Source organism: Streptomyces sp. C36 (assembly GCF_040932295.1).
Classification (GTDB): Bacteria; Actinomycetota; Actinomycetes; order Streptomycetales; family Streptomycetaceae; genus Streptomyces; species Streptomyces triculaminicus.
Genome location: NZ_JBFQGI010000003.1, coordinates 636479 through 657085 on the forward strand (window position 1 = coordinate 636479; position 20607 = coordinate 657085).

Annotated in this window: 20 protein-coding genes; 13 read left to right on the plus strand and 7 right to left on the minus strand. The window is 73.3% G+C overall.

Going from position 1 to position 20607, the window contains the following annotated elements; translation table 11 throughout:
- Positions 1-47: 47 nt before the first annotated feature.
- Together AB4K12_RS12605 and AB4K12_RS12610 are read left to right on the plus strand one after the other, a co-directional pair.
- Positions 48-881, plus strand: a complete 834-nt coding sequence (locus AB4K12_RS12605) for a hypothetical protein (RefSeq protein WP_368434283.1) — start codon at positions 48-50, stop codon at positions 879-881.
- A gap of 58 nt (positions 882-939) precedes the next feature.
- Positions 940-2094 carry a methyltransferase gene (locus AB4K12_RS12610; protein WP_368434284.1) on the plus strand — a complete coding sequence of 385 codons (1155 nt, stop codon included), beginning with the start codon at positions 940-942 and terminating at the stop codon, positions 2092-2094.
- Positions 2095-2191: 97 nt separating this feature from the next.
- Here AB4K12_RS12610 and AB4K12_RS12615 read toward each other — a convergent pair whose 3' ends face one another.
- Positions 2192-3178 (minus strand): serine protease, encoded by a 987-nt coding sequence (locus AB4K12_RS12615; RefSeq protein ID WP_368434285.1) that lies wholly within the window; start codon positions 3176-3178, stop codon positions 2192-2194.
- Positions 3179-3462: 284 nt separating this feature from the next.
- On the opposite strand from AB4K12_RS12615, the gene AB4K12_RS12620 reads away from it, so the two are divergent.
- From AB4K12_RS12620 to panD, 6 genes are all read left to right on the plus strand, one after another.
- Entirely contained in the window at positions 3463-5082 is a 1620-nt protein-coding gene (locus AB4K12_RS12620; RefSeq protein WP_368434286.1) for a M48 family metallopeptidase, read from the plus strand.
- 19 nt (positions 5083-5101) lie between these two features.
- Positions 5102-6169 carry a hypothetical protein gene (locus AB4K12_RS12625; RefSeq protein WP_368434287.1) on the plus strand — a complete coding sequence of 356 codons (1068 nt, stop codon included), beginning with the start codon at positions 5102-5104 and terminating at the stop codon, positions 6167-6169.
- A gap of 445 nt (positions 6170-6614) precedes the next feature.
- Positions 6615-7265, plus strand: a complete 651-nt coding sequence (locus tag AB4K12_RS12630; RefSeq protein ID WP_086571887.1) for a DUF4360 domain-containing protein — start codon at positions 6615-6617, stop codon at positions 7263-7265.
- Between the two features lie 325 nt (positions 7266-7590).
- Entirely contained in the window at positions 7591-8154 is a 564-nt protein-coding gene (locus AB4K12_RS12635; protein WP_368434288.1) for an ATP-binding protein, read from the plus strand.
- 197 nt (positions 8155-8351) lie between these two features.
- On the plus strand, positions 8352-10430 hold the full coding sequence (locus AB4K12_RS12640; protein ID WP_368434289.1) for a SpoIIE family protein phosphatase: 2079 nt from the start codon (positions 8352-8354) through the stop codon (positions 10428-10430).
- A 63-nt stretch (positions 10431-10493) separates the two neighbouring features.
- On the plus strand, positions 10494-10910 hold the full coding sequence (panD, locus tag AB4K12_RS12645; protein ID WP_368434290.1) for an aspartate 1-decarboxylase: 417 nt from the start codon (positions 10494-10496) through the stop codon (positions 10908-10910).
- A 25-nt stretch (positions 10911-10935) separates the two neighbouring features.
- On the opposite strand, the gene AB4K12_RS12650 is transcribed toward panD, so the two are convergent.
- The 4 genes from AB4K12_RS12650 to AB4K12_RS12665 are packed head-to-tail and all read right to left on the minus strand — an operon-like array spanning position 10936 to position 13989.
- On the minus strand, positions 10936-11682 hold the full coding sequence (locus AB4K12_RS12650; protein WP_368434291.1) for an alpha/beta hydrolase: 747 nt from the start codon (positions 11680-11682) through the stop codon (positions 10936-10938).
- Between the two features lie 42 nt (positions 11683-11724).
- Positions 11725-12996 (minus strand): MAB_1171c family putative transporter, encoded by a 1272-nt coding sequence (locus AB4K12_RS12655; RefSeq protein ID WP_368434292.1) that lies wholly within the window; start codon positions 12994-12996, stop codon positions 11725-11727.
- Positions 12993-13523 (minus strand): ImmA/IrrE family metallo-endopeptidase, encoded by a 531-nt coding sequence (locus AB4K12_RS12660; protein ID WP_086575007.1) that lies wholly within the window; start codon positions 13521-13523, stop codon positions 12993-12995. Before AB4K12_RS12660 ends, AB4K12_RS12655 begins: the two co-directional genes overlap by 4 nt.
- Positions 13524-13539: 16 nt before the next feature.
- Entirely contained in the window at positions 13540-13989 is a 450-nt protein-coding gene (locus AB4K12_RS12665; protein ID WP_086575009.1) for a helix-turn-helix domain-containing protein, read from the minus strand.
- Between the two features lie 245 nt (positions 13990-14234).
- On the opposite strand from AB4K12_RS12665, the gene AB4K12_RS12670 reads away from it, so the two are divergent.
- Both AB4K12_RS12670 and AB4K12_RS12675 read left to right on the plus strand, forming a co-directional pair.
- Entirely contained in the window at positions 14235-15254 is a 1020-nt protein-coding gene (locus tag AB4K12_RS12670; RefSeq protein ID WP_368434293.1) for a ParB/RepB/Spo0J family partition protein, read from the plus strand.
- A gap of 5 nt (positions 15255-15259) precedes the next feature.
- Positions 15260-16072: a BTAD domain-containing putative transcriptional regulator gene (locus tag AB4K12_RS12675; RefSeq protein ID WP_368434456.1), complete on the plus strand. Its 813-nt coding sequence runs from the start codon at positions 15260-15262 to the stop codon at positions 16070-16072.
- A gap of 68 nt (positions 16073-16140) precedes the next feature.
- Here AB4K12_RS12675 and AB4K12_RS12680 read toward each other — a convergent pair whose 3' ends face one another.
- Positions 16141-17037 (minus strand): ribokinase, encoded by an 897-nt coding sequence (locus AB4K12_RS12680; RefSeq protein ID WP_368434294.1) that lies wholly within the window; start codon positions 17035-17037, stop codon positions 16141-16143.
- 348 nt (positions 17038-17385) lie between these two features.
- On the opposite strand from AB4K12_RS12680, the gene AB4K12_RS12685 reads away from it, so the two are divergent.
- Both AB4K12_RS12685 and AB4K12_RS12690 read left to right on the plus strand, forming a co-directional pair.
- Complete coding sequence (locus AB4K12_RS12685) at positions 17386-18189, plus strand: sigma-70 family RNA polymerase sigma factor (protein ID WP_368434295.1); 804 nt, start codon at positions 17386-17388, stop codon at positions 18187-18189.
- A gap of 62 nt (positions 18190-18251) precedes the next feature.
- A complete protein-coding gene (locus AB4K12_RS12690; protein WP_086570268.1) occupies positions 18252-18452 on the plus strand; it encodes a hypothetical protein in 201 nt (66 codons plus the stop codon).
- A 67-nt stretch (positions 18453-18519) separates the two neighbouring features.
- Here the strand turns inward: AB4K12_RS12690 and AB4K12_RS12695 are convergent, their stop codons facing one another.
- Entirely contained in the window at positions 18520-18759 is a 240-nt protein-coding gene (locus tag AB4K12_RS12695) for a chaplin (RefSeq protein WP_368434296.1), read from the minus strand.
- 322 nt (positions 18760-19081) lie between these two features.
- Here AB4K12_RS12695 and AB4K12_RS12700 point away from each other — a divergent pair, with 322 nt between their 5' ends.
- A complete protein-coding gene (locus AB4K12_RS12700) occupies positions 19082-20581 on the plus strand; it encodes an SDR family NAD(P)-dependent oxidoreductase (RefSeq protein WP_368434297.1) in 1500 nt (499 codons plus the stop codon).
- Positions 20582-20607 lie beyond the last annotated feature (26 nt).

The window sequence follows — 20607 nt, forward strand, 5'->3', positions numbered from 1 at the left end:
GACGGATGCAGGTAGTTTTGGGGGATCGCCGATCCACCGGAGAAATCATGAGCACCGCCCAGTCCCGCGTTCTGTACGTCACTGACCTGGCCTTCGAGGCCAAGGGGCGCCGGTACTGCGACGAGGACATCTACCTGAGCTCCCGGCTCCGCGAGGACTTCGACGTGGCGCTCTGTCACCCCCTGGACGCCGTGGCCCTGATGGAGGACTTCGACGTCGTCGTCGTGCGCAACAGCGGCCCCGTGCTGCACTACCAGGCCGCCTACGACGCCTTCCGCGAGCGCGCCGCCGAGCGCGGCGTGCTGGTGTACAACCAGCTGTCGGGCAAGGCCGACATGGCCGGCAAGCAGTACCTCCTCGACCTGACCGCCGCCGGCTTCCCCGTCATCCCTACCGCCGGCCGCCCGCAGGACCTCGAGAGGCTGCCGGAGGCGGCCGAGTACGTCGTCAAGCCCCGGCTCGGCGCGGACTCCATCGGCCTGGAATTCGTCTCCCGGGACCGGCTCGCGGACCTGGCGTACGACGACGTCCTGGTGCAGCCGCGCATCGACTTCCGGTACGAGGTGTCGTTCTACTTCGTCGACCACGCGTTCCAGTACGCGCTCCACGCCCCCCGCCCGGACCGGCGCTGGGAGCTGGTGCCGTACGAGCCCACCGCCCAGGACCTGGCCTTCGCCCAGCGGTTCGTCGACTGGAACGACATCGAGCACGGCATCCAGCGCGTGGACGCCTGCCGCACCCCGGAGGGCGGCCTGCTGCTGGTCGAGCTCGAGGACCTCAACCCCTACCTGTCGCTGGAGGCCCTCGCCCCCGCCGCCCGCGACGCCTTCGTCACGACGATGAAGACGTCGGTGCACCGGGCGGTCCGCGGCGCGGCCTGATCCGCGGCGCCCGGCGATGTGCGAGGGGCGCGGGGGCCTCGGTTAGCCTGAGGGCACGATGAACTGCCTGACGACGCCCTTCGGCGAGATCGCCCTCACCCGCTTCCCCGAGGACCCCCGCGACCAGCTGCGCGCCTGGGACGCCGCCGACGAATACCTGCTCGCGCACCTCGCCGGGACCGACGGCGAACCGGTGGACCTGTCGGGCACCGTGGTCGTGCTGGGCGACCGGTGGGGGGCGCTCGTCACCGCGCTCGCCGCGCACCGGCCCACGCAGATCACCGACTCCCACCTCGCCCGCGAGGCCACCCGGGCCAACCTGGCCCGCAACGGCGCCGACCCGGAGGCGGTGCGGCTGCTGTCCACCCGCGACACCCCGCCGCCCCGCATCGACGTGCTGCTGGTCCACGTGCCCAAGAGCCTGGCCCTCCTCGAGGACCAGCTGCACCGCCTGGCGCCCTCCGTGCACGCCGGCACCGTCGTCATCGGCACCGGCAGGGTCACCGAGATCCACACCTCGACGCTGCGGCTCTTCGAGCGCCTCCTCGGCCCGACCCGCACCTCGCTGGCGAAGAAGAAGGCCCGGCTCATCTTCTGCACGCCCGACCCGGGCCTCGCGCGGGAGGCGAGCCCCTGGCCGCGCACCTACCGGCTGCCCGACGACGCCGGGGCCGGCTCGGGTCTGACCGTCACCAACCACGCCGGCATCTTCTGCGCCGAGCGCCTGGACATCGGCACCCGCTTCCTCCTGCGCAACCTTCCGCGCCGCCGGGGCCCCGAGCGGATCGTCGACCTGGGCTGCGGCAACGGCGTCGTCGGCACGGCCGCGGCCCTCGCCAACCCCGCCGCCGTGCCGGTGTTCATCGACGAGTCCTACCAGGCGGTGGCCTCCGCGGAGGCCACGTTCCGGGCGAACGCCGGCCCCGAGCGGACGGCCGAGTTCCTGGTGGGCGACGCCCTGTCGGCCGTCGAGCCCGGCAGCGTCGACCTGGTGCTGAACAACCCGCCCTTCCACTCCCACCAGGCGACGACGGACGCCACCGCCTGGCGGATGTTCACCGGCTCGCGCAGGGCACTGCGCACGGGCGGCGAGCTGTGGGTCATCGGCAACCGTCACCTCGGCTACCACGTCAAGCTGCGCCGCCTGTTCGGCAACTGCGACGTGGTCGCCTCCGACCCGAAGTTCGTCATCCTGCGGTCCGTCAGGACCTGAAGGGCCCCGGCGGCCGTGCCCCCGGGACGCGCGGACGCGTGAGGCGTCCCGGGGTCTCGTGTCGCCGTGCGGTGGGCGTCGTCGGGCGACGGCGTCGTCAGGCGACCTGCGCCTGGTCGTAGACGCTCTTGACCTCGTCGCCGAAATACGGGCCGAACATCCTGTTGGGCAGGAAGGTGTAGCCGAAGCTGTTCACCGAGGCCTGCAGGCCGGTGCCGGTGGCCTCGTCGAACGACGTGAACCAGGGGCCGCCGCTGGAGCCGCCCGTCATGTTGCAGCCCAGGCCGTGGTCCTTGGTGAGCAGGAAGTCCTTGGAGGAGTTCCCGCTGCAGTGGATGAGCCTGGTGCCGTCGTACGGCGCGGCGGCGGGGAAGCCGAAGGCGTACATGGCCTTGTTGTAGCCGCCGTTGAAGGACAGGCCCTGCGCCCCGGTCACGTCGGTCAGGCTCTTGCCGTCCAGCCGGCCGACGACGGCGAAGCCGACGTCGTAGTTGATGTCCTCACTGGCCACCCACTGGGGCGTGGAGAGGGTCTTGGCCGCGGACCAGGTGCCGTAGGGCGCCTGGCCGTCGTGGTAGCCGGGGGCGAACGTCCAGTCGGTGTGCCAGCTGCCCTGGTACTTGACGCAGTGTCCGGCGGTGACGACGGTGCTGGCGTTGCGGCTGGTGACCGCGTCGGCCGAGCAGGAGGCGGTGCGGCCCTGGAAGCTGAAGAACACCCGGCCCGAGGTCTTCACCACCGCGCCGCCGCCGGTCCACGGCCCGCCGGCCTGCGGGAAGGACCTGACGTGCGTGCTCGGCGCGGTGGGCGCGACGGTCGTCGCCCGGCCGGCGGACCGGGGGGCGGAGGGCGCGCCGGCGGAGACGGTGACGAGGTCCAGGGGGGTGGCCGAGCGCATCCGCTCGGGCGTCCAGAAGTCCCTGACCCGTTGCTGGGCCGTCGCCGAGGCGGCGGCGGTGTGGGCCGTGAGGAGGGAGGGGGAGGGGGCCGGGGCGGCGCCGGCCGGGACGGCCTGGGCGCCCGCGGCGACCAGGGCGCCGGCTGCCAGCAGGACGCCGGCGATCGTACGGCGGGTTCGTCTCACGCGTACTCCTTCTGCCGAGGCCGCGCGGACCGCACGCGGCCGTGTGGGGGCCGGACCGCGCGGTGGCGGCGGTCCGGGCAGACGAGTGGAGCGGATGCGAGGGTGCGGTGAGCAGGGTGCCACGGGACGCTGCATATTGACAGGGGCGTGTCAAGCCTGTCGTGGGGTGACGGCCCGTCCGGCCGACAGGTAATCGGCTTGCTGGCTCGAACAGCCGTACTGCATGATTGCCCGGCTCACTGCCCGTTCGACCCATCTCCTCACCATGCGAGGGCCCCTGCCCCATGGGCGTTTTCCTGCGTGCGTCGCGCGCTCTTCTTCTGCTCGCCGGCTTCTACCTGCTGTGCCTCCTCGTGCTCGGCGTGTTCGCCGGGACCGCGCTCGCCGTCCATCACTGGGCGCCCGGCGTCGCCGCGCTGAAGATCGACTTCATCCTCGCGCTGCTGGCGCTCCCGGTCGTCAGGGCGTCGTTCTTCCTCCGTCCCCCGCAGGACGACGGCAAGGACGGACTGCGGGTCAGCAAGGCGAGCCAGCCGGAGCTGTGGGCCGTCGTGCGGCAGGCGGCCGAGGCGGCCGGGACGAGGGCCCCGGACGAGATCCGGCTCACCGGCGCCGTCAACGCGGCCGTCGGCGAGGACGCCCGGATGCTCGGCCTGATGCCGGGCCGCCGCCGGCTCCGTCTCGGCGTCCCGCTCCTGGCCGGCATCACCCGGGCGCAGCTGATGGCCGTCCTCGGCCACGAGTTCGGCCACTACGGCAACGCCGACACCCGGCTGTCCGCCATCACCTGGCGCGGCCGGCTCGCCGTCACCCGTACCGTGCGCGCCTACCACGAGCAGGCCGACCAGCGGGTGGACAAGGAGCGGACCCGGCAGGAGAAGAAGGCCGCCAAGGCCGTGGCCAAGGGCAGGAAGGCCAAGGCCGTGGACACCGCCGGCGCGGGGTTCGGCCACCGCCAGACGGCCAAGGTGTTCGTCGCCTACGCGAAGTTCTACCTGCGCTCCAGCCAAAGCGTCGCCCGGCGCCAGGAACTGGCCGCCGACCGCGTGTCCGTGCGGATCGCCGGCCGCGACGCCGCGGCCTCCGCCCTCCGCGAGACCGTCGCACTGGACGCCGCGCACGCCTTCTACCTGCGCACCTACGCCACGGCGGGCGTCGCGGCCGGACTGATGCCGCCGCGCGGGCAGTTCTACGGCGGCCTGGCCCGGCTGCTCGCCGAGCCGGGCCGGCAGGAGGAACTGGCCGGGCTGCGCGCCGAGCCGCCGCGGGAGGAGACCTCCCCCTACGACGCCCACCCGCCGACCGCCGAACGGATCCGCCTGATCGAGGCGCTGCCCGACGACGGGCGCGGCGACCCGGCGTCCTCCGGGCCCGCGATGGCGCTGCTGCGCGAGCCCGAGCGCGTGCTCGGCGAGCTGGAGGACGCCACGCTCACCGCGGAGACGCTGGCGATGCGCCGCGTGGACTGGCCGGAACTGCTCCACCTGGGCCGGCGGGCCGAGTGCGCCGCCGGCGCCGAACCGCTGCGGGAGGCCGTGCGGCAGGTCCTCGGCGGCGACGCCACCCTGCGCGCGCTGCTGGACGCGGCCGACGGCGGGGCGCTGTGGCGCGTCGCCGACGCGCTGCCCAAGTCCGAGGAGGCGAGCCGGGCGAGCGGCCGGGCGGCACGCGAGTTCCTCCGCCCTCGGCTGAGGTCCGGCCTGGCGGAGCTGGTGATCCTGGAACTCGTCGACGCCGGGCTGGCCCGCTGGGAGATGTCCTGGTCCGACGGCGCGCGGCTCGACCTGTCGGACGACTACCGGGACCGGCTGAACGAGGCCCTGGAGGCCGCGGTCGCCGACACGCCGGACACGCGGCCCCTGCGGCTGCTGCTGCCCCGGGCGCTCCACCCCGCCTCCTTCTGAAGAAACGAACGGAACACCTGTGGGACGACTGCTGCTGCCCCTCTTCGTCATCGCCTTGCTCGTGTACCTCTGGTTCAGGTCCCGCCGCGGCGCGTCCGCCGGGACCCGGTCGGCCTCGCCCTCCGCGCTCTCCGAAGGAGCCTTCGCCCTCGGCTTCCTGCCGGAGAGCGCTCAGAACACCGAGCGCGCCCGGCGCGACGCCGAACTGGACGCCCTGAGCGCCTCGGTACGGGCCGGCGAGTGGGAACCCGCCGCGCGTGCCCTCGCGACCGCCGGCCCGAACTGGGAGCGCCGCTCCGCGCTCGTCGGCGAGGTCGCGCGCGCGGCGGCCGAGGACGACGCCTGGCTGACGGCCTGGGAGGCCGCGCGCCCCGACGACCCCGACGCGGCCGTCGTGCGCGCGAGGTCCACCGTCTTCCTCGCCTGGGAGGTGCGCGGCGGCGCCCGGGCGGACAGCACCAGCCGGGAGCAGTTCGAGGGCTTCGACCGGGTGCTCCAGCGCTCCCGCGCCGAGATCGAACGCGCCAAGGCACTCAACCCCGAGGACCCGACCCCCTGGATCACCGAGGTCTGGGCGGCGCTCGGCCTCGGCTACCCGCACGACGCGATGCGCGAGCTGTGGGGCGAGATCACCGCCCGGGCGCCCCACCACTACACGGCGCACTACAGCGCCCTGCAGTACTGGTGCGAGAAGTGGCGCGGCTCGGAGGCGCTGGCACGGGAGTTCGTGGAGGCGGCGATCGCCGCCGCCCCGCAGGGGACGCTGCTGTCCGCCCTGCGGCTGGTGCTGTGGTACGAGCACCACGACGACGACGCGTCGGAGGCGGACTACCGCGAGGCGGGGCCGAGGTCGTACGTCGACGCGGTCCTCGCCGACATCGCGATGGCGCCGCCCACGCACCCGCGGCTGGCGGAGGTCCGCCATCTGCTGGCGTACTTCCTGGTGCGGCAGAAGCGCCACGCGGAGGCGCTCGAGCAGTTCCGCATGATCGACGGCCATGTGGGGGCCCTGCCCTGGCTGTATTACACGGACCCGGCGGCCGCCTACTGCTCCTTCCGCGACACGGCGGTCCGCAAGGCCCGCTGAGGGCGGGGCGCTTCCCGGCGGCGGGGAGCGGGAGGACTGTCCGGACGCGGTGTTCGAGGCGCTGCCGCGCCGCGACTGACCCTGACGTTCCGCCGTGACTGAACCTGACGTTCCGCAGACGGGTTCCGGCCAGGGCCGCCGGCGGCCCCCGCGGCGGCCCGTGGCGCGAAGTCTGGCCAACCCCCCTCGCGCCGCCTACCATGCGAACGCTCCCAGTCCCACGGGCTGCGGGGAGCCCCTGGGTTGGCATGGGCATGACCCTCTATGACCATGTCGCCGGCGACCACGGCCGCCGCCCGCGGACCCTCCCGGCTCGCCCGGCACCGCCGGTTCCGCCGCCCTCCCCTTCCGCTCGGGGGAACAGCCGTCGCCAACGGGCGCGGGACCACGTGTCCTTGTCTTTCCCCGCGGGCCTCGAGGCCCGTAGACAACCGATTGGAGCACCATGCCCGCCGGACTGCTCACCGCAGGCGCGATCACCGCGTTGCTCGCCGCGCCGCTGTCCACGCACAACCCGTCGGTCATCACCAACCCGCCGCCGGACAAGATCGTCATCGAGGTCGCCACCGTCAACGGCTCGGGTTGCCGGGCCGGGACCGCCGCCGTCGCGGTCTCGCCCGACAACACGGCCTTCACCGTCACCTACAGCGACTACCTCGCCCAGGTGGGCGTCGGCTCCAAGCCCACCGACTTCCGCAAGAACTGCCAGCTGAACCTGAACGTGCACGTGCCGCAGGGCTTCACCTACGCGATCGCCGCGGCCGACTACCGCGGCTACGCCAAGCTCGAGCCCGGCGCCTCGGGCACCGAGAAGGCGTCGTACTACTTCCAGGGCTCGCCGGTCACCACCCCCAGCAGCCACACCTTCAGAGGCAACTACGCGGACAACTGGCAGGCCACCGACAGCGTCCCGATCGCCGCGCTGGTCTGGCACCCCTGTGGCGAGCTGCGGAACTTCAACATCAACACCGAGCTGCGGGTCAACGCCGGCACCTCCGACCCCAACAGAACCACCAGCTTCATGACCATGGACTCCACCGACGGCAGCCTCAACACCATCTACCACCTGGCGTGGAAGGAGTGCCCCAAGACCTGACGGGCGAGGCCGGGTGCGGGGGCGGTCGGCGGGCCGCCCCCGCGCACCGCGACATGGCCGGATCGTGTCGTCGCTCACAGCGACTTTACGCCGAACGCACCCCCGGTCACCTGCGAATATCGCACTGCGCGCATCAGGAGTCACTCATAGGGTCTGGACCTGTGGCGGAAACCGAGCGAATGTGGGGGGAATTCCTTGCGAAGACCGGCGGACCGGGCAGCACGAGAGCCGACCGCACCGGCGGACCGGACGAGAGATCGGCCGGAATTCCTTCGCACCCCCTCGAGCGCACCAGAGCCACATGCCTGCATTCAGTCATGACATCGTGAGTCCCACGCATACGGCCGACGCCATCACCAGCGCCTCCGATGCCCTCGCGGACCGGGCCCCCGGCCCACGGCGGCTCCCCGGCCCATGGGGCCAGGGGCTGCTCTCCTGCTCGCACAGCGCTCCCGGCCTCTGGCCGGCCCGGACGCCGGGTCCGCCCCCGGCCGGGATGGTGACGCTGCCCTCCTCGCCGCGTTCCGTGGCGGCCGCCCGCAGGTTCGCCGGCGCCCTCCTGGCCGAATGGGGGCTCCACGACCTGGTGGCCGACGCCGTCCTCCTGCTGTCCGAGCTGGTCACCAATGCCGTGGTGCACGTGCCGGAGGGCGCGGGCGAGGTGGAGCTGGTCCTGCGCCGGACGGCGGACCAGCTCGTCGCCCAGGTCAGCGACGCCGGCGGCTGCCTGCCGGCGTGCGCCGAGGCCGGCCCGGACAGCGAGGGGGGCCGCGGCATGTGGCTCGTCGAGCAGATCGCCGCCCGGTGGGGCCACCACGCCACGGGCAGCGGCACCGGCAAGACCGTCTGGTTCGCCCTGTCCCTCCCCCCTGCCACGCCGGTCCAGTGACCCGCGCCTCGGGGGCGCGCGGGAGGCCGCATCACACCACCAATGGCGTTCGGACCGCCGCCGCGGGCTGCGCACCGGGCGGGTTCGGAGAGAACATGGAAGACGCTGCGGCGTAACGGGCGAGAAAGGCACTGAGGAACCGGACCGGCACGTTCCGGCGCGAGGCCGCCGCACCACCCCGAGCGGGAGGACCTCGAATGGGCACCACGGACGCATTCCGGCCGGACCCGGGCCGGGTCAGGGCGGCCCCGTACGAGGCCGGCGGGCTGCTCGACGTGCTCAGGGTGGCCGCCGTGGTGCTGGACCAGGACGGCCGGATCGTGCTGTGGAGCCCGCAGGCCGAGGAGCTGTTCGGCTGGACCGCCCCGGAGGCGCTGGGCCACTACGCGGCCCGGCTGCTGGTGGACGAGGACAACCGGCAGGAGGTCCTGGAGCTCTTCGCCAAGGTCATGGGCGGCGGCGGCATGTGGGCCGGGGTCTTCCCCGCCCGGCACAAGGACGGCAGCCTGCGGCCGCTGGAGTTCCGCAACATGCGCCTGGAGGACAAGGACGGCGACGTCTACGCCCTCGGCATGGCCACCGACCAGCAGATCGTGCGCGACGTCGAGCGCGACCTGGCCCTCTCCCTCCGCCTGGTGGCCCAGTCCCCGATCGGGCTGGCCGTCCTGGACGCCGGCCTGCGCTACGTCATGGTCAACCCCGCGCTCGAGCGCATCCACGGCCGGCCCGCCCGCTCCTACCTCATGCGCCCGGTCCGGGAGGCGCTGTCCTTCCTGGGCGACCGCGACGCCCGGGCCATGGAGGACTCCATGCGGGAGGTCATGGCCACCGGAATCCCACTGGTGGACCAGTTCGTCGTCGGCCCCACGGCCGACCCGGCCGCCGGCGAGCGCGCCCGCCTGGTCTCCTTCTACCGGCTGGAGGACCCCGCCGGCCGCCCCATGGGCCTGGCCACCTCGGACGTCGACGTCACCGACCGGCACCGCACGGTCACCGAGGCACGCCGCAGACTGGCCCTGATCGCCGACGCCTCCGTACTCATCGGCACCACCCTCGACCTCGACCAGACCGCCCGGGAACTGGCCGAGGTCGTCGTCCCGGTCCTCGCCGACGTGGCCGCCGTCGACGTCCTCGACACCGCCCTGCACGGCAACTCCGCCCCGGCCGGCGACCGCGCCGCCGTCTTCCGGGCGCTGGCCGTCGCCTCGGCCGACGCCACCGACGCCGTGCGCGCCGCCGACCCGCCGGGGGAGATCGCCAAATACGACGCGGACCGGCTCGTCGCCCGCTGCGTGACCACCGGCCACCCCGTCCACCTGCCCCACGTCACCCCCGAGGACCTGCCGCGCATCGCCCGCGACGCGGCGGCGGCCGAGCTCCTGGGCCGCGCCGGGCTGCACTCCTACATGGCCGTGCCGCTGATCGCCCGCGGAGAGGTACTGGGCGCCCTGGACCTCAAGCGCACCCGCAATCCCGAGCCCTTCGGCGAGGACGACGTCGTCCTCGCCGGGGAGCTCGCCGCCCGCGCCGCGGTCTGCATCGACAACGCCCGCTGGTACCAGCGCGAGCGCGCCACCGCCCTCACCCTCCAGCGCGACCTGCTGCCCAAGCCGCCCCAGAACCTGGTGGGGCTGGAAGTCGCCTACCGCTACCAGCCCGCGGGCGCCGCCGTCCAGGTCGGCGGCGACTGGTTCGACGTCATCCCCCAGGCCGGCGACACCAGCGCCCTGGTCGTCGGGGACGTCATGGGCAGCGGCATCAACGCCGCCGCGGCCATGGGCCAGCTGCGCACCGCCGCCCGTACGCTCTCCGGGCTGGACCTCGACCCCGCCCAGGTGCTGCGCCACCTCGACCGCACCGCCAGTGGCCTGGACCAGACGATCGCCACCTGCCTCTACGCCGTCTACGACCCCGGCCGCGACCGCTGCTGCTTCGCCAACGCCGGCCACCTCCCGCCCGTCCTGGTACGCCCCGGAGCGCGCCCGGCGCTGGTCGACCTGCCCACCGGCGCCCCGCTCGGGGTCGGCGGCGTGCCCTTCGAGAGCGTCGCGGTGCCGCTCACCCCGGGCGATCGGCTGGTCCTCTACACCGACGGCCTGGTCGAGAACCGCGACGAGGCCATCGACGCCCGCCTCGAGGAGCTCCTCCGCCTGCTCGACGGGCGGGACCTGGACCTCGAGTCCACCTGCGACCTGCTGCTGCGCGAGCTGCGCGCGGACAACGACCAGGACGACGTCGCCCTGCTCATCGCGCGGGTGCCGCCCGGCGGGCGGTAGTGCCCGACCTCACCGGGCACCGCCCTGGGCTCACCCCCGCCGGGCACATAAAATGACCACACCATGTATCGCACCATGATGAAGTCCAAGATCCATCGCGCCACCGTGACCCAGGCCGACCTGCACTACGTGGGATCGCTGACCGTCGACGCGGACCTGATGGAAGCCGCCGACCTGCTGCCCGGCGAGAAGGTCGACATCGTCGACATCAACAACGGCGCCCGGCTGTCGACCTACGTCATCGAAGGCCCCCGGGGCACCGGCGTGATCGGCATCAACGGCGCCGCCGCCCGCCTGATCAGCCCCGGTGACCTGGTCATCGTCATCGCCTACGGCTCGATGGACGACGCCGAGGCCCGCACCTTCGAGCCCCGCGTCGTGTTCGTCGACGAGCACAACGCCGTGGCCCACCTCGGCGGCGACCCGGCCGCGGTCCCCGACGGCTCCGGCCTCTCGCGCGGGGACCGCGTGGCGGGCTGACGCCCGCCGCTCGAGCCCTTCCGCCTCAGGCCGCCGGGACCCCGGCGGCCTCGGCGATCGTACGGGCCGTCAGCTCGGCGGCCGCCCGGATCAGCTCGTCCTCGCTCGCCCGGCAGCGGTCCAGCGCCGGGTCGTACTCCGCGCCGATGGCGCCCGCGTGGTTCGCCCGCACCTCCTCCAGCCGAGCCGGCCAGCGGTGCGTGATGAGGGCCTCCAGCAACTCACGTGAGCACGTGGTGTCCATCAGCTCGTCCGCCGTGCCGTGCACCAGGCTGACCGGGACCGGCAGCGGATCGGACGGCCCGCCGACGGCCAGGTCGGCCAGCGGGGGAGTGCCCGTGGTGCGCGCCGGGCGGTCGTAGCGCGAGGCGATGCCCACGACGGCCGCCGGCCGCCAGCCGTCCGCCACCGCGGGGTTGAGGGCCACGCCCATCGCCGCGGAGGCCCCCGCCGACCAGCCGGCCAGGACCATGCGCCCGGCGTCGCCGCCCAGCGCGGCCGCGTGCGCACGGGCGTACTCCAGCGAGGCCAGCAGGTGCGCCCGGCCGCCGTCGGGGGCGTCGGAGCGCCAGTCGGGGACGAAGACCAGCGCCCCCAGGCCGGCGACCGTCCGGGCCAGCGGCTCCAGGACGTCCCGCTCGTCGGGGCCGATGCCGTGCCAGAGCAGCACCGTCGCCAGCGGCGTCGGGTGTGTGCCGGGCCGGTAGACATCGATGAACTTGCCGTTGGGCGCGGTGGCGAGTTCGTGGTGCACATCAACTGGTACTGGCACGGTGGCCCTTCCGTATCGACTGCTGCTCACCCCAGGACGCTATCAACCGCCACCGGCCGACTGGCGTCGCATCACCTCCACTTGAACGCCGTCGTCGCCGCTGCCGTCTTCGGCTCCGTCGCCGCCGCCGTGCGCCGCGGGCGCGGGCAGGGCGGCGAACGCGGTGGCCACGCGCACCAGCCACACCGCCTCGTCGGACAGGTCGTTGCGGGCGACGGGAGGACCGGCCGGCGTCGTGCCGTCGGCGGCCGCCGCCCGGCCCTCGGCCTTGCCCGCCAGGGCCGACCTGATGCGGACCGCCTCGACGTGGGCGCGTACGTCGTCCTCCGGCATTCCGGCGGCGAGGGCCTCGTGCCGGGCCCGTTCCGCCGTCGCCGGGTCGTGGTGGGCGCGCAGGGCGAGCTGCCCGTCCCGGATCTCGATGACCCGGCGGTAGAGGCGGAACTCCATCTGCCGCAGCGCCAGCCGGTCGGCGAAGGCGCCGCGGGCCGGGGCCAGGGCGATCGTGGGAACCGCCGCGTGCAGGGCGGCCCACAGCGGATACAGCCGGCGGTGGCGGCGGTAGGCCGTCACCCAGTGGCCGGCCGCGGCCACGCGCGGCCCCCAGCCCGGCAGCGTCCAGCCCACCAGGGTGAGCGCGGAGCCGAGGTCGCCGCACAGCCAGGCCACGTCCTCCCAGGCGCGGAGGTCGAAGTCGAAGACCGTGCCCAGGATGTTCCCGGCCCTGACCAAGCCGTAGCCGAGGGTGACGAACGCGCCGACGGCGATGACCCGCAGCCCCCGGCGGAGCCAGGTCCGCCCCGCCACCCGGGAATAGCCCCAGCAGACGCGGAAGACATTGGCCTCGCCGATGAGATAGACGCCGATGTACAGGGAGAGATAAGCGATGTAGTAGGGGTCGTGGACGTAATAGAGGGTGAATCCCTTCAGCCGCTGCACGGTCGGGGTGAGCAGACAGAAGAGCCCGACGAGCGCGGCCAGGGACAGGGCGCAGAACGTCAGCTGCCAGCGCACCAGCCGGCGCGCCCGCTCGGGCGGGCGCGCCCAGTACGTCAGGACCACCTGCTGTCCGACGACCAGTGACAGCACACAGCTCTGCGCGACGAGTGCCGCGATGTTCGGTATGCCGGTGAGTTCGTCCAGGCGTGCCCACACCGGGGGCAGGGAGACGAAGAAGCTCATCCCCGAGAGCGCGAAGACGGCGCACAGGGCGGCCAGGGCGGGATCCCCGGGGTTCTTCCGCAGCGTGCGCAGCTTGTAGAAAAGGCCCGCCCAGGCGACGACGGCTCCGAGGGAGTGCAGGAAAGTGATCACGTCTCGTCCGAAAAGGCGCCGCGCAGGGACCGGTCCAGCCGCTCGACCGTCTCCGCGGCCTCGCGGGGGACGGACCAGTTGCGTTCCAGCGGTTGCCGGTTGGCCTCCTGGAGGATCAGCGAAGCGACCATCTCGGCCTCCTGTTCTTCGGCCGAGGTGTAGTACGTGCGCTGCAGCACGCCCTGGACCATGGCCGGATCGAGCGTGGGCAGCAGGAGGCGTGACGTTTCCTCACCCAGGACCGCGTTTTCCTTGTGGCCGCAGACGACGTGCCCCAACTCGTGGGCGATGATGTGTTCCTGATGCAGCGGACTGGTGTCGTGTTCGTAAAAGATGTAATCTACATCCGGTGCGGAGATCCATAATCCGCAGGGCCCGTCCACGGGAAGTCGGACGGGCTCCAGATGAATCGGTCGGCCATGCCGTTCGGCCACCCTCCGGGAAAGTTCCCAGACGTCGAACGGCGATGGAATGTCCAGGCCGCGAACCAGCTCCAGACTTCGCTGGTGCAACCTCTTGAATTTCACGGGTCCCCCGTAGTGGCTAGGGGTTTCTGTCGGGCGGACGGGTCCGGTTCGTGGGAAGTCCTTCCAACTCGCGGACCCGCTCGATCACTTCGTTGATCGAGTGCAGGCTCTCGGGGGACAGCCCGGCCGCGCGGAGTGCGACGCGCTGCACCTGGGTGTCCTTGAGAGCCACCAGGAGACGCAGGTCGGCATTGACCGCCGCCGTCACCTGGTCGTCGAAGAAATAGGCCGGAGGCACGCCGAAGAACTTCGCCAGCGCCTCCACATGCCGCAGTGTCGGATTGTTTCGCTGACCCTTGCGCAGCAGCCAGATGTAGCTGCCGGAGATCGGGACGCCTCCCGCGGTGATCGCGCGTGCCACTTCTTCCGTGCTGTACGGCTCCCGGCCGGCCGGAACCACCGTGCGGAACAGGTGGTTGAGTTTGTCGGCCAGCGTGGGCTCCGCCGAAGCGTCGGGGTCGTTCATGATCGCACCTCCCTCCTGCCGTCAATCTAGCTTAAGGGGCCCCGTGCGGGCCCATGTGCCCGCGCATCCAATGCGGTTGACAGAGGTGGGGGTCGGTACTTAGCTTCCTGTCTGTCGGCGGATCGACTGGTGTTGGATGGCCCGCGAGGGCGATCGGTCACCAGTTGGAGGAGGAGGGTTCCAGACGCCCGCCTCCCCCGAGTGCGCGATCCGCCGTGGCCGGAGGTCCATCTGGAGGGGGTGCCGTGACGGTTCCGGAACCGAAGCAGCAGCAGTTCGCCTTGCTTTCTCCCGACGCGCTGTTACCCGCGGACTCCCCGCGGGTGGCAGGCGAGGACCTCCGGCACGTCCAGACGCTCGCCGCACTGGACGTATCCCTGCCTGCCATCGTCGTGCACCGCACCACCCTGCGGGTCGTCGACGGCATGCACCGGCTGCGAGCCGCTCGTCTACGGGGGGATGAGCGGATCGCGGTCCGGTTCTTCGACGGCAGTCCCGACGACGCGTTCGTCTACGCGGTCAGGGCGAACATCCTGCACGGGCTGCCGCTCTCGCAGGCCGACCGGTCGGCCGCCGCCGAGCGCATCATCCGCAGCCATCCGCACTGGTCGGACCGCCTGATCGCCTCGGCGACGGGCCTCGCCGCCAGCACGGTGGCCGCCGTGCGCCGGCGGTCGGGCGACACCGGCCCGCAGCCGCCCGCCCGCACCGGCCGCGACGGCCGTGTCCGGCCGCTCAACGCCGCCGAGGGCCGCCGCCGCGCCGGCGCCCTCATCGCCGCCAGGCCGCAGGCCAGCCTCCGCGAGATCGCGGGCATGGCCGGCATCGCCGTCGGCACCGCCCGCGACGTCCGCATGCGGCTGCTCCAGGGACTCGACCCGGTGCCGAAGAAGCTGCGCGACGCCGAGACCCGGGGCACACCCACCGAGCCCGCCGTACGGACCGTCACCGCGGCCGCGAAGGCCGCCAACACCACGCAGCGGGCCGGCGTTCCCGGGCCCGTGGCCACCGCTGCCGCCGCGGTGAGCACCGAACCGCTCCTGCGGACGCTGCGTTCCGACCCCTCGCTCCGCTTCACCGAAGGTGGCCGGGCCCTGCTCAACCTGCTCAGCGTCCACGGCATGGGCGGCGAGCGATGGCGCCGGCTCGTCGACGCCGTGCCACCGCACCGCCACGCCGCCGTGGCCCAGGCGGCCCGGCACAGCGCCGAGGCCTGGCTGCGCTTCGCGAGCGAACTCGACCGCCGGGCCGGGGGAATGCCGTGACCATCATGGGCGTCCACCCCGACGCGGTCTCCTTCAGCCTCCTCGGACCGGTCTCGGCGAGCGTCGGCGACGAACGCGTCACCGTCACCGGCCGCAGACAGCGCGTCATCCTCTCGCTGCTCGTCCTGGCCCGGGGCCGCGTGGTGCCCGTCGCCACCCTGGTCGACGCGGTCTGGGGCGAGCGGGCCCCGCTCTCCGCGCGGGCGAGGGTCGCGCTGGACGTCGTGGCCCTGCGCAAGGCCTTCCGGGCCGCCGGGCACAGCGGCACGCTCATCGCCGGCACGCGCTCGGGGTACCGGCTGTGCACCGAGCGGGCCGGCTTCGACGTCCGCGAGTTCGACGACCTGGTCGCCGCCGCCGACCGCGCCGCCGCGCGCGGCGAGGCACGCCGGGCCGGTGTCCTCTACGGCGGCGCGCTGGACCTGTGGAGCGGGCCCGCCCTGGAGGGCGTGGGCGGCCGGCTGACCGAGACCGCGGCGGCCCGCCTCGAGGCACGGCGCCGGACGGTGTGCGAGGCCCTGCTGACGGTGGGCCGCGGCCTGGCGGACGACGGCTTCTTCGACGAGGCGGAGCAGGCGCTGCGCGACGCGCTGCGCGCGGCCGAGGGACCGGGCGCCACGGGACCGGCGGCCGAGGCCCATCTGTCCCTGGGCCGCCTCCATCTGACGCTGCACCGCCTCGGACAGGCCCGGCGCCACCTGCGGGCCGCCGCGACCCTGGGCGAGGAGCGGGCCGCCGGCGAGCTCGCGGCACTCGCCGAGCGGGGCGCCGGCGCCAAGGAGGCGCTGGACCTCGTCCCACGGCAGACGGTGCGCTGACGACGGGTCGGTCACCGGCCCCGGGCGCTAGGGCCCGCACCGACCCATCGGACACGCCCTGGGGCCGCTCACAGCTCCTCGGTCGTCGGATACGACGGCTGCGCGCCCTCCCGCGTCACCGACGCCGCCCCCACCCGCACCGCGAAGCGGGCCGCCTCCGCCAGGGAGGCGCCCCGGGCCAGCCGGGCGGCCAGCGCGCCGGTGAAGGCGTCCCCGGCGCCGGTGGTGTCCACCACCTCGACCTCGACGCCCGGCACCGACGCCGGCTCGGCGGCGTCCGCGTCCAGGGCCAGCGCGCCCTGCGCGCCGAGGGTGACCACGACCGACCGGGCGCCGAGGTCCCGCAGTGCGGCGGCCCACCGCCCCGGGGCGCCGTCCGGGAGGCCCGACAGCCGCCGGGCCTCGTGCTCGTTGACGACGAGCGGGTCGGCCGCGGCCAGCAGGACCGGATCGAGCACCTCCGGCGCCGGCGAGGGATTGAGGACGACGCGGGTGCCCGTCTCCGCGGCGACGGCGACCGCCGCCCGTACGGTCCGCTCGGGCACCTCGAGCTGGAGCGAGAGGACGGCCGAGGCGGCGATCACCTCGCGGGCGGCCGTGACGTCGGCGGGGGAGAGGGCCGCGTTGGCGCCGGGGGAGACGACGATGGAGTTGTCGCCGTCCGGGCCGACCACGATCATCGCGGTGCCCGTGCGGGCCCCCTTCTCCACCAGGACGTGCCGCAGCTCGGTGCCCGCGTCCCGCTGGGCGTCCAGCAGCAGCTCGCCGAACGCGTCGTCACCGACCCGGGCCAGCAGGGCCGTACGGGCCCCGAGGCGGGCCGCCGCCGCGGCCTGGTTGGCGCCCTTGCCGCCGGCCGACTCCACCAGGTCCGTGCCGAGCACGGTCTCGCCCGGCCCCGGCCGCCGGTCCACCCGGACCGTCAGATCGGCGTTGGCCGAGCCCACCACCAGTACGTCGTACATACGCCCCTCACCCGTCAGAACGTCGCCGCGTCGTCCTCGCGCACCAGGACCACCGGCCCCTTCCCCCGCTCCGGCAGCCTCTCATCCCGGGCGGCCCCGACCGCCCCCGGCCCCGCCCCACCGGGGCGTTCCGCCGGGCATCACGCCACGTCACCGGACGGCCGCTCCGAGTCGCGGGAAGCGTGGGCCGGAGGCATGCTGAGACCACCGTGGCCGACCCCGGCCGGCCCGGCCCAGCGGCGCCCCTTCCCCGTTCGCGGACGGGACGCGAGGGCACCCGCACGCCCCGGAAGGTCCTCCGGCCGGCAGGCGACTCCTTGACGCACGAGCGAGGGGACCACCGTGACCATGGCTGAGCCGACGCCCCGCCCATCCGCCCGCGACGCCCGAGGCGACGACGGCGGGACGGCCGACACCGCGGAAGTCTTCACCCGCCTGTCGGCCCTTCCCCCCGGACCGGAGCGCGACCGGCTGCGGCAGGACGTGATCGCCGCCTGGCTGCCGATGGCCGAGCGGGTCAGCATGCGCTTCCGCAAATGCGGCGAGAGCCCGGCGGACCTGCGCCAGGTGGCCGCGCTGGCCCTGGTGCACGCCGTGGACCGCTACGACCCACGGCTCGGCCACGCCTTCGAGTCGTTCGCCATCCCCACCATCAACGGCGAGCTCAAACGGCACGTCCGCGATCATGTGTGGTCCCTCCACATCCCCCGCAGGGACCAGGAACTACGAGCCGCCGTGCGCGCCGCGGCGGCCCGCCTGGAGCAGCTCGGCGCGGGCTCCGACGTCACCGTGGCCGAGCTGGCGGCGGAGACGGGCCTGTCGGAGGAGGAGGTGCGGCGCGGACTGGACGCCGACGGCGTGCACCACACGCTCTCCCTCGACCACACGGTGGCCGGCTCGGACGAGCTCCCGCTCGCCGACACCCTCGGCCGCTGCGACCGGGCGCTGGAGCTGGTGATCGACCGGCAGTCCCTCAAGCCGCTCCTGGACGCGCTGCCCGAGCGGGAGAAGTACGTCCTGTACTGGCGTTTCTTCGGCAACCTCACCCAGCAGCAGATCGGCGCCCGCCTCGGCGTCTCCCAGATGCAGATCTCCCGCATCCTCAGCCGCACCTGCGCCCGGCTGCGCCGGCAGCTGCTCGCGGCTGCCTGATCCCCCTCACGGGCGGCATCGCGGCGCCCGCGCCACCTCCCACAGCAAGGCAGGGCCGAACCATGGAGTCCAACCACTCGCACCTGACCCCCGACCTGCCGCCGATCGTCGAGATCCCCGACCTGCCGGGCGCCCAGCACGACCAGCGCTCCGGCCCCGAGGGCGGCGAGGCCGACCCGGCGGCCGGGGGCGGACACGGCAGTGGCGCCCACCAGGAGGTCGGTGGGCGCCACGAACGCACGGGAGAGGGGTCCGGCGGCTGACTGTGACCCCTTTCCCACGCGGCGCGCGGTCCGGCTGTTGACGCGCGCGCTCAGGGTGGGGCGAAGGTCAGTTGTTGATGCAGGTGTTGCCGAACGTCGGGTTCAGCAGGGCGACGATGTTGATCGTGTTCCCGCAGAGGTTGATCGGGATGTGGATCGGCACCTGGATGACGTTGCCGGAGATGACGCCGGGGGAGCCCACAGCCGCACCCTGCGCGCCGGAGTCGGCGACGGCGAGACCGGCGGCACCGGTGAGGGTCGTGCCGACGGCGGCGGTCAGGACGGCTGCCTTGGCGATACGCGACATGGCTAAACCTTTCTAAGGGGTGTTGAGAGGCAATTGTGGCCGCCGTTTCAGTAGGAGATGGGCCAATATGGGCCTGATGCCACGTAATTAACCCGGAAAGGTCAATAAGTCGGATGTAATGTACGGGAGTTGAAAAATCATATTCCGGCACTTTCGCACCGCCTCACGCGGCTCCGGCCGACCGCCGCGAAAGGCCGTCCCAGGCCGCGCGGGCGACCGCCCCCCGGACCGGAACGATCATGGGTTTGGCGCTGCCGGGTTCGTCTACGTACAGTTTCCTGGAACATTTGTCTGACAAGCGGACTGGGAAACGACAGCGGTCATGACCGTCACTGAAGAACACCTCGACGGTGCAGGCCACCCGTCGGACACGGACACCCCGGGCATAGCCCCGGATCGCATGGCGATCTGCCTGAGCGTCCTGGAGGAACTCGACCGGCTCCCGGTCGACCACCCCGACGCGATCGCGGTCCGCCGCGCCACCGCCGGGATCTACCGGACGGTGAAGCAGCGCCGCCGCCAGGAGCGCCGCGCCGCCAAGACCGCCCACGACAAGCAGGTCACCGAGGCCACCGCCACCGGCTCCGCCGAGCGCATCGACGACGAGACCGAGGGCATCCTGCCGTCCTCGATCACCGAGGCCGGCCGGATCGCCGGGATACTCCAGCGCCCGCGCTCCTGCTACGTCTGCAAGACGCGGTACGTCGAGGTCGACTACTTCTACCACCAGCTCTGCCCGGGCTGCGCGACCGAGAACCGCGCCAGGCGCGACGCCCGCGCCGACCTCGCGGGCAAGCGCGCGCTGCTCACCGGCGGCCGGGCCAAGATCGGCATGTACATCGCGCTGCGGCTGCTGCGCGACGGTGCCCACACCACGATCACCACCCGCTTCCCCAAGGACGCCATCCGCCGTTTCAAGGCGATGGAGGACTCGGCGGACTGGATGCACCGTCTGGAGGTCGTCGGCATCGACCTGCGCGACCCGGCCCAGGCCGTCGCGCTCGCCGAGCAGGTCGCCGAGGCCGGCCCGCTGGACATCCTGATCAACAACGCCACCCAGACCGTGCGCCGGCTGCCCAGCGCGTACGCCGCGCTGGTCGAGGGCGAGGGCGCCCCGCTGCCCGCCGGAGAGCTGCCCGCCCACCACGTCATCGGCGCCTTCAACTCCGGCGCGGTCGACGGCCTGGCGGCGCTGCCGCTGGGCACGAGCGGCCTGGACGCCCAGAAGGTCGCCGACCTCGCCCTGGTCGCGGGCAACGCCAGCCTCGAACGGCACCTCGACGGCACCGCCATCGACGCCGGCGGCCTGCTGCCGGACGTCGTCGAGACCAACACCTGGGTGCAGACCATCGACCAGATCTCCCCGGTGGAGCTGCTCGAAACCCAGCTGTGCAACTACACCTCGCCGTTCATCCTGATCAGCGCGCTGCGTCCGGCGATGGCCGAGGCGGCACGGCGGGCGGCCAGCGGTCGCGCGTACGTGGTGAACGTCTCCGCCATGGAGGGCGTGTTCAGCCGCGGCTACAAGGGCGCGGGGCACCCGAACACCAACGCCGCCAAGGCCGCGATGAACATGGTGACCCGGACCAGCGGCCAGGAGATGTTCGAGGCCGACAAGATCCTCATGACCTCGGTCGACACCGGCTGGATCACCGACGAGCGCCCGCACTACGACAAGCTGCGGCTGGCCGAGGAGGGCTTCCACGCCCCCCTCGACCTGGTCGACGGCGCGGCGCGCGTCTACGACCCGATCGTGCGGGGCGAGGAGGGGGAGGACCTGTACGGATGCTTCCTGAAGGACTACGGCAAGGCGAACTGGTAACCCCGAGGACCGGGGGCCCGGGCGGA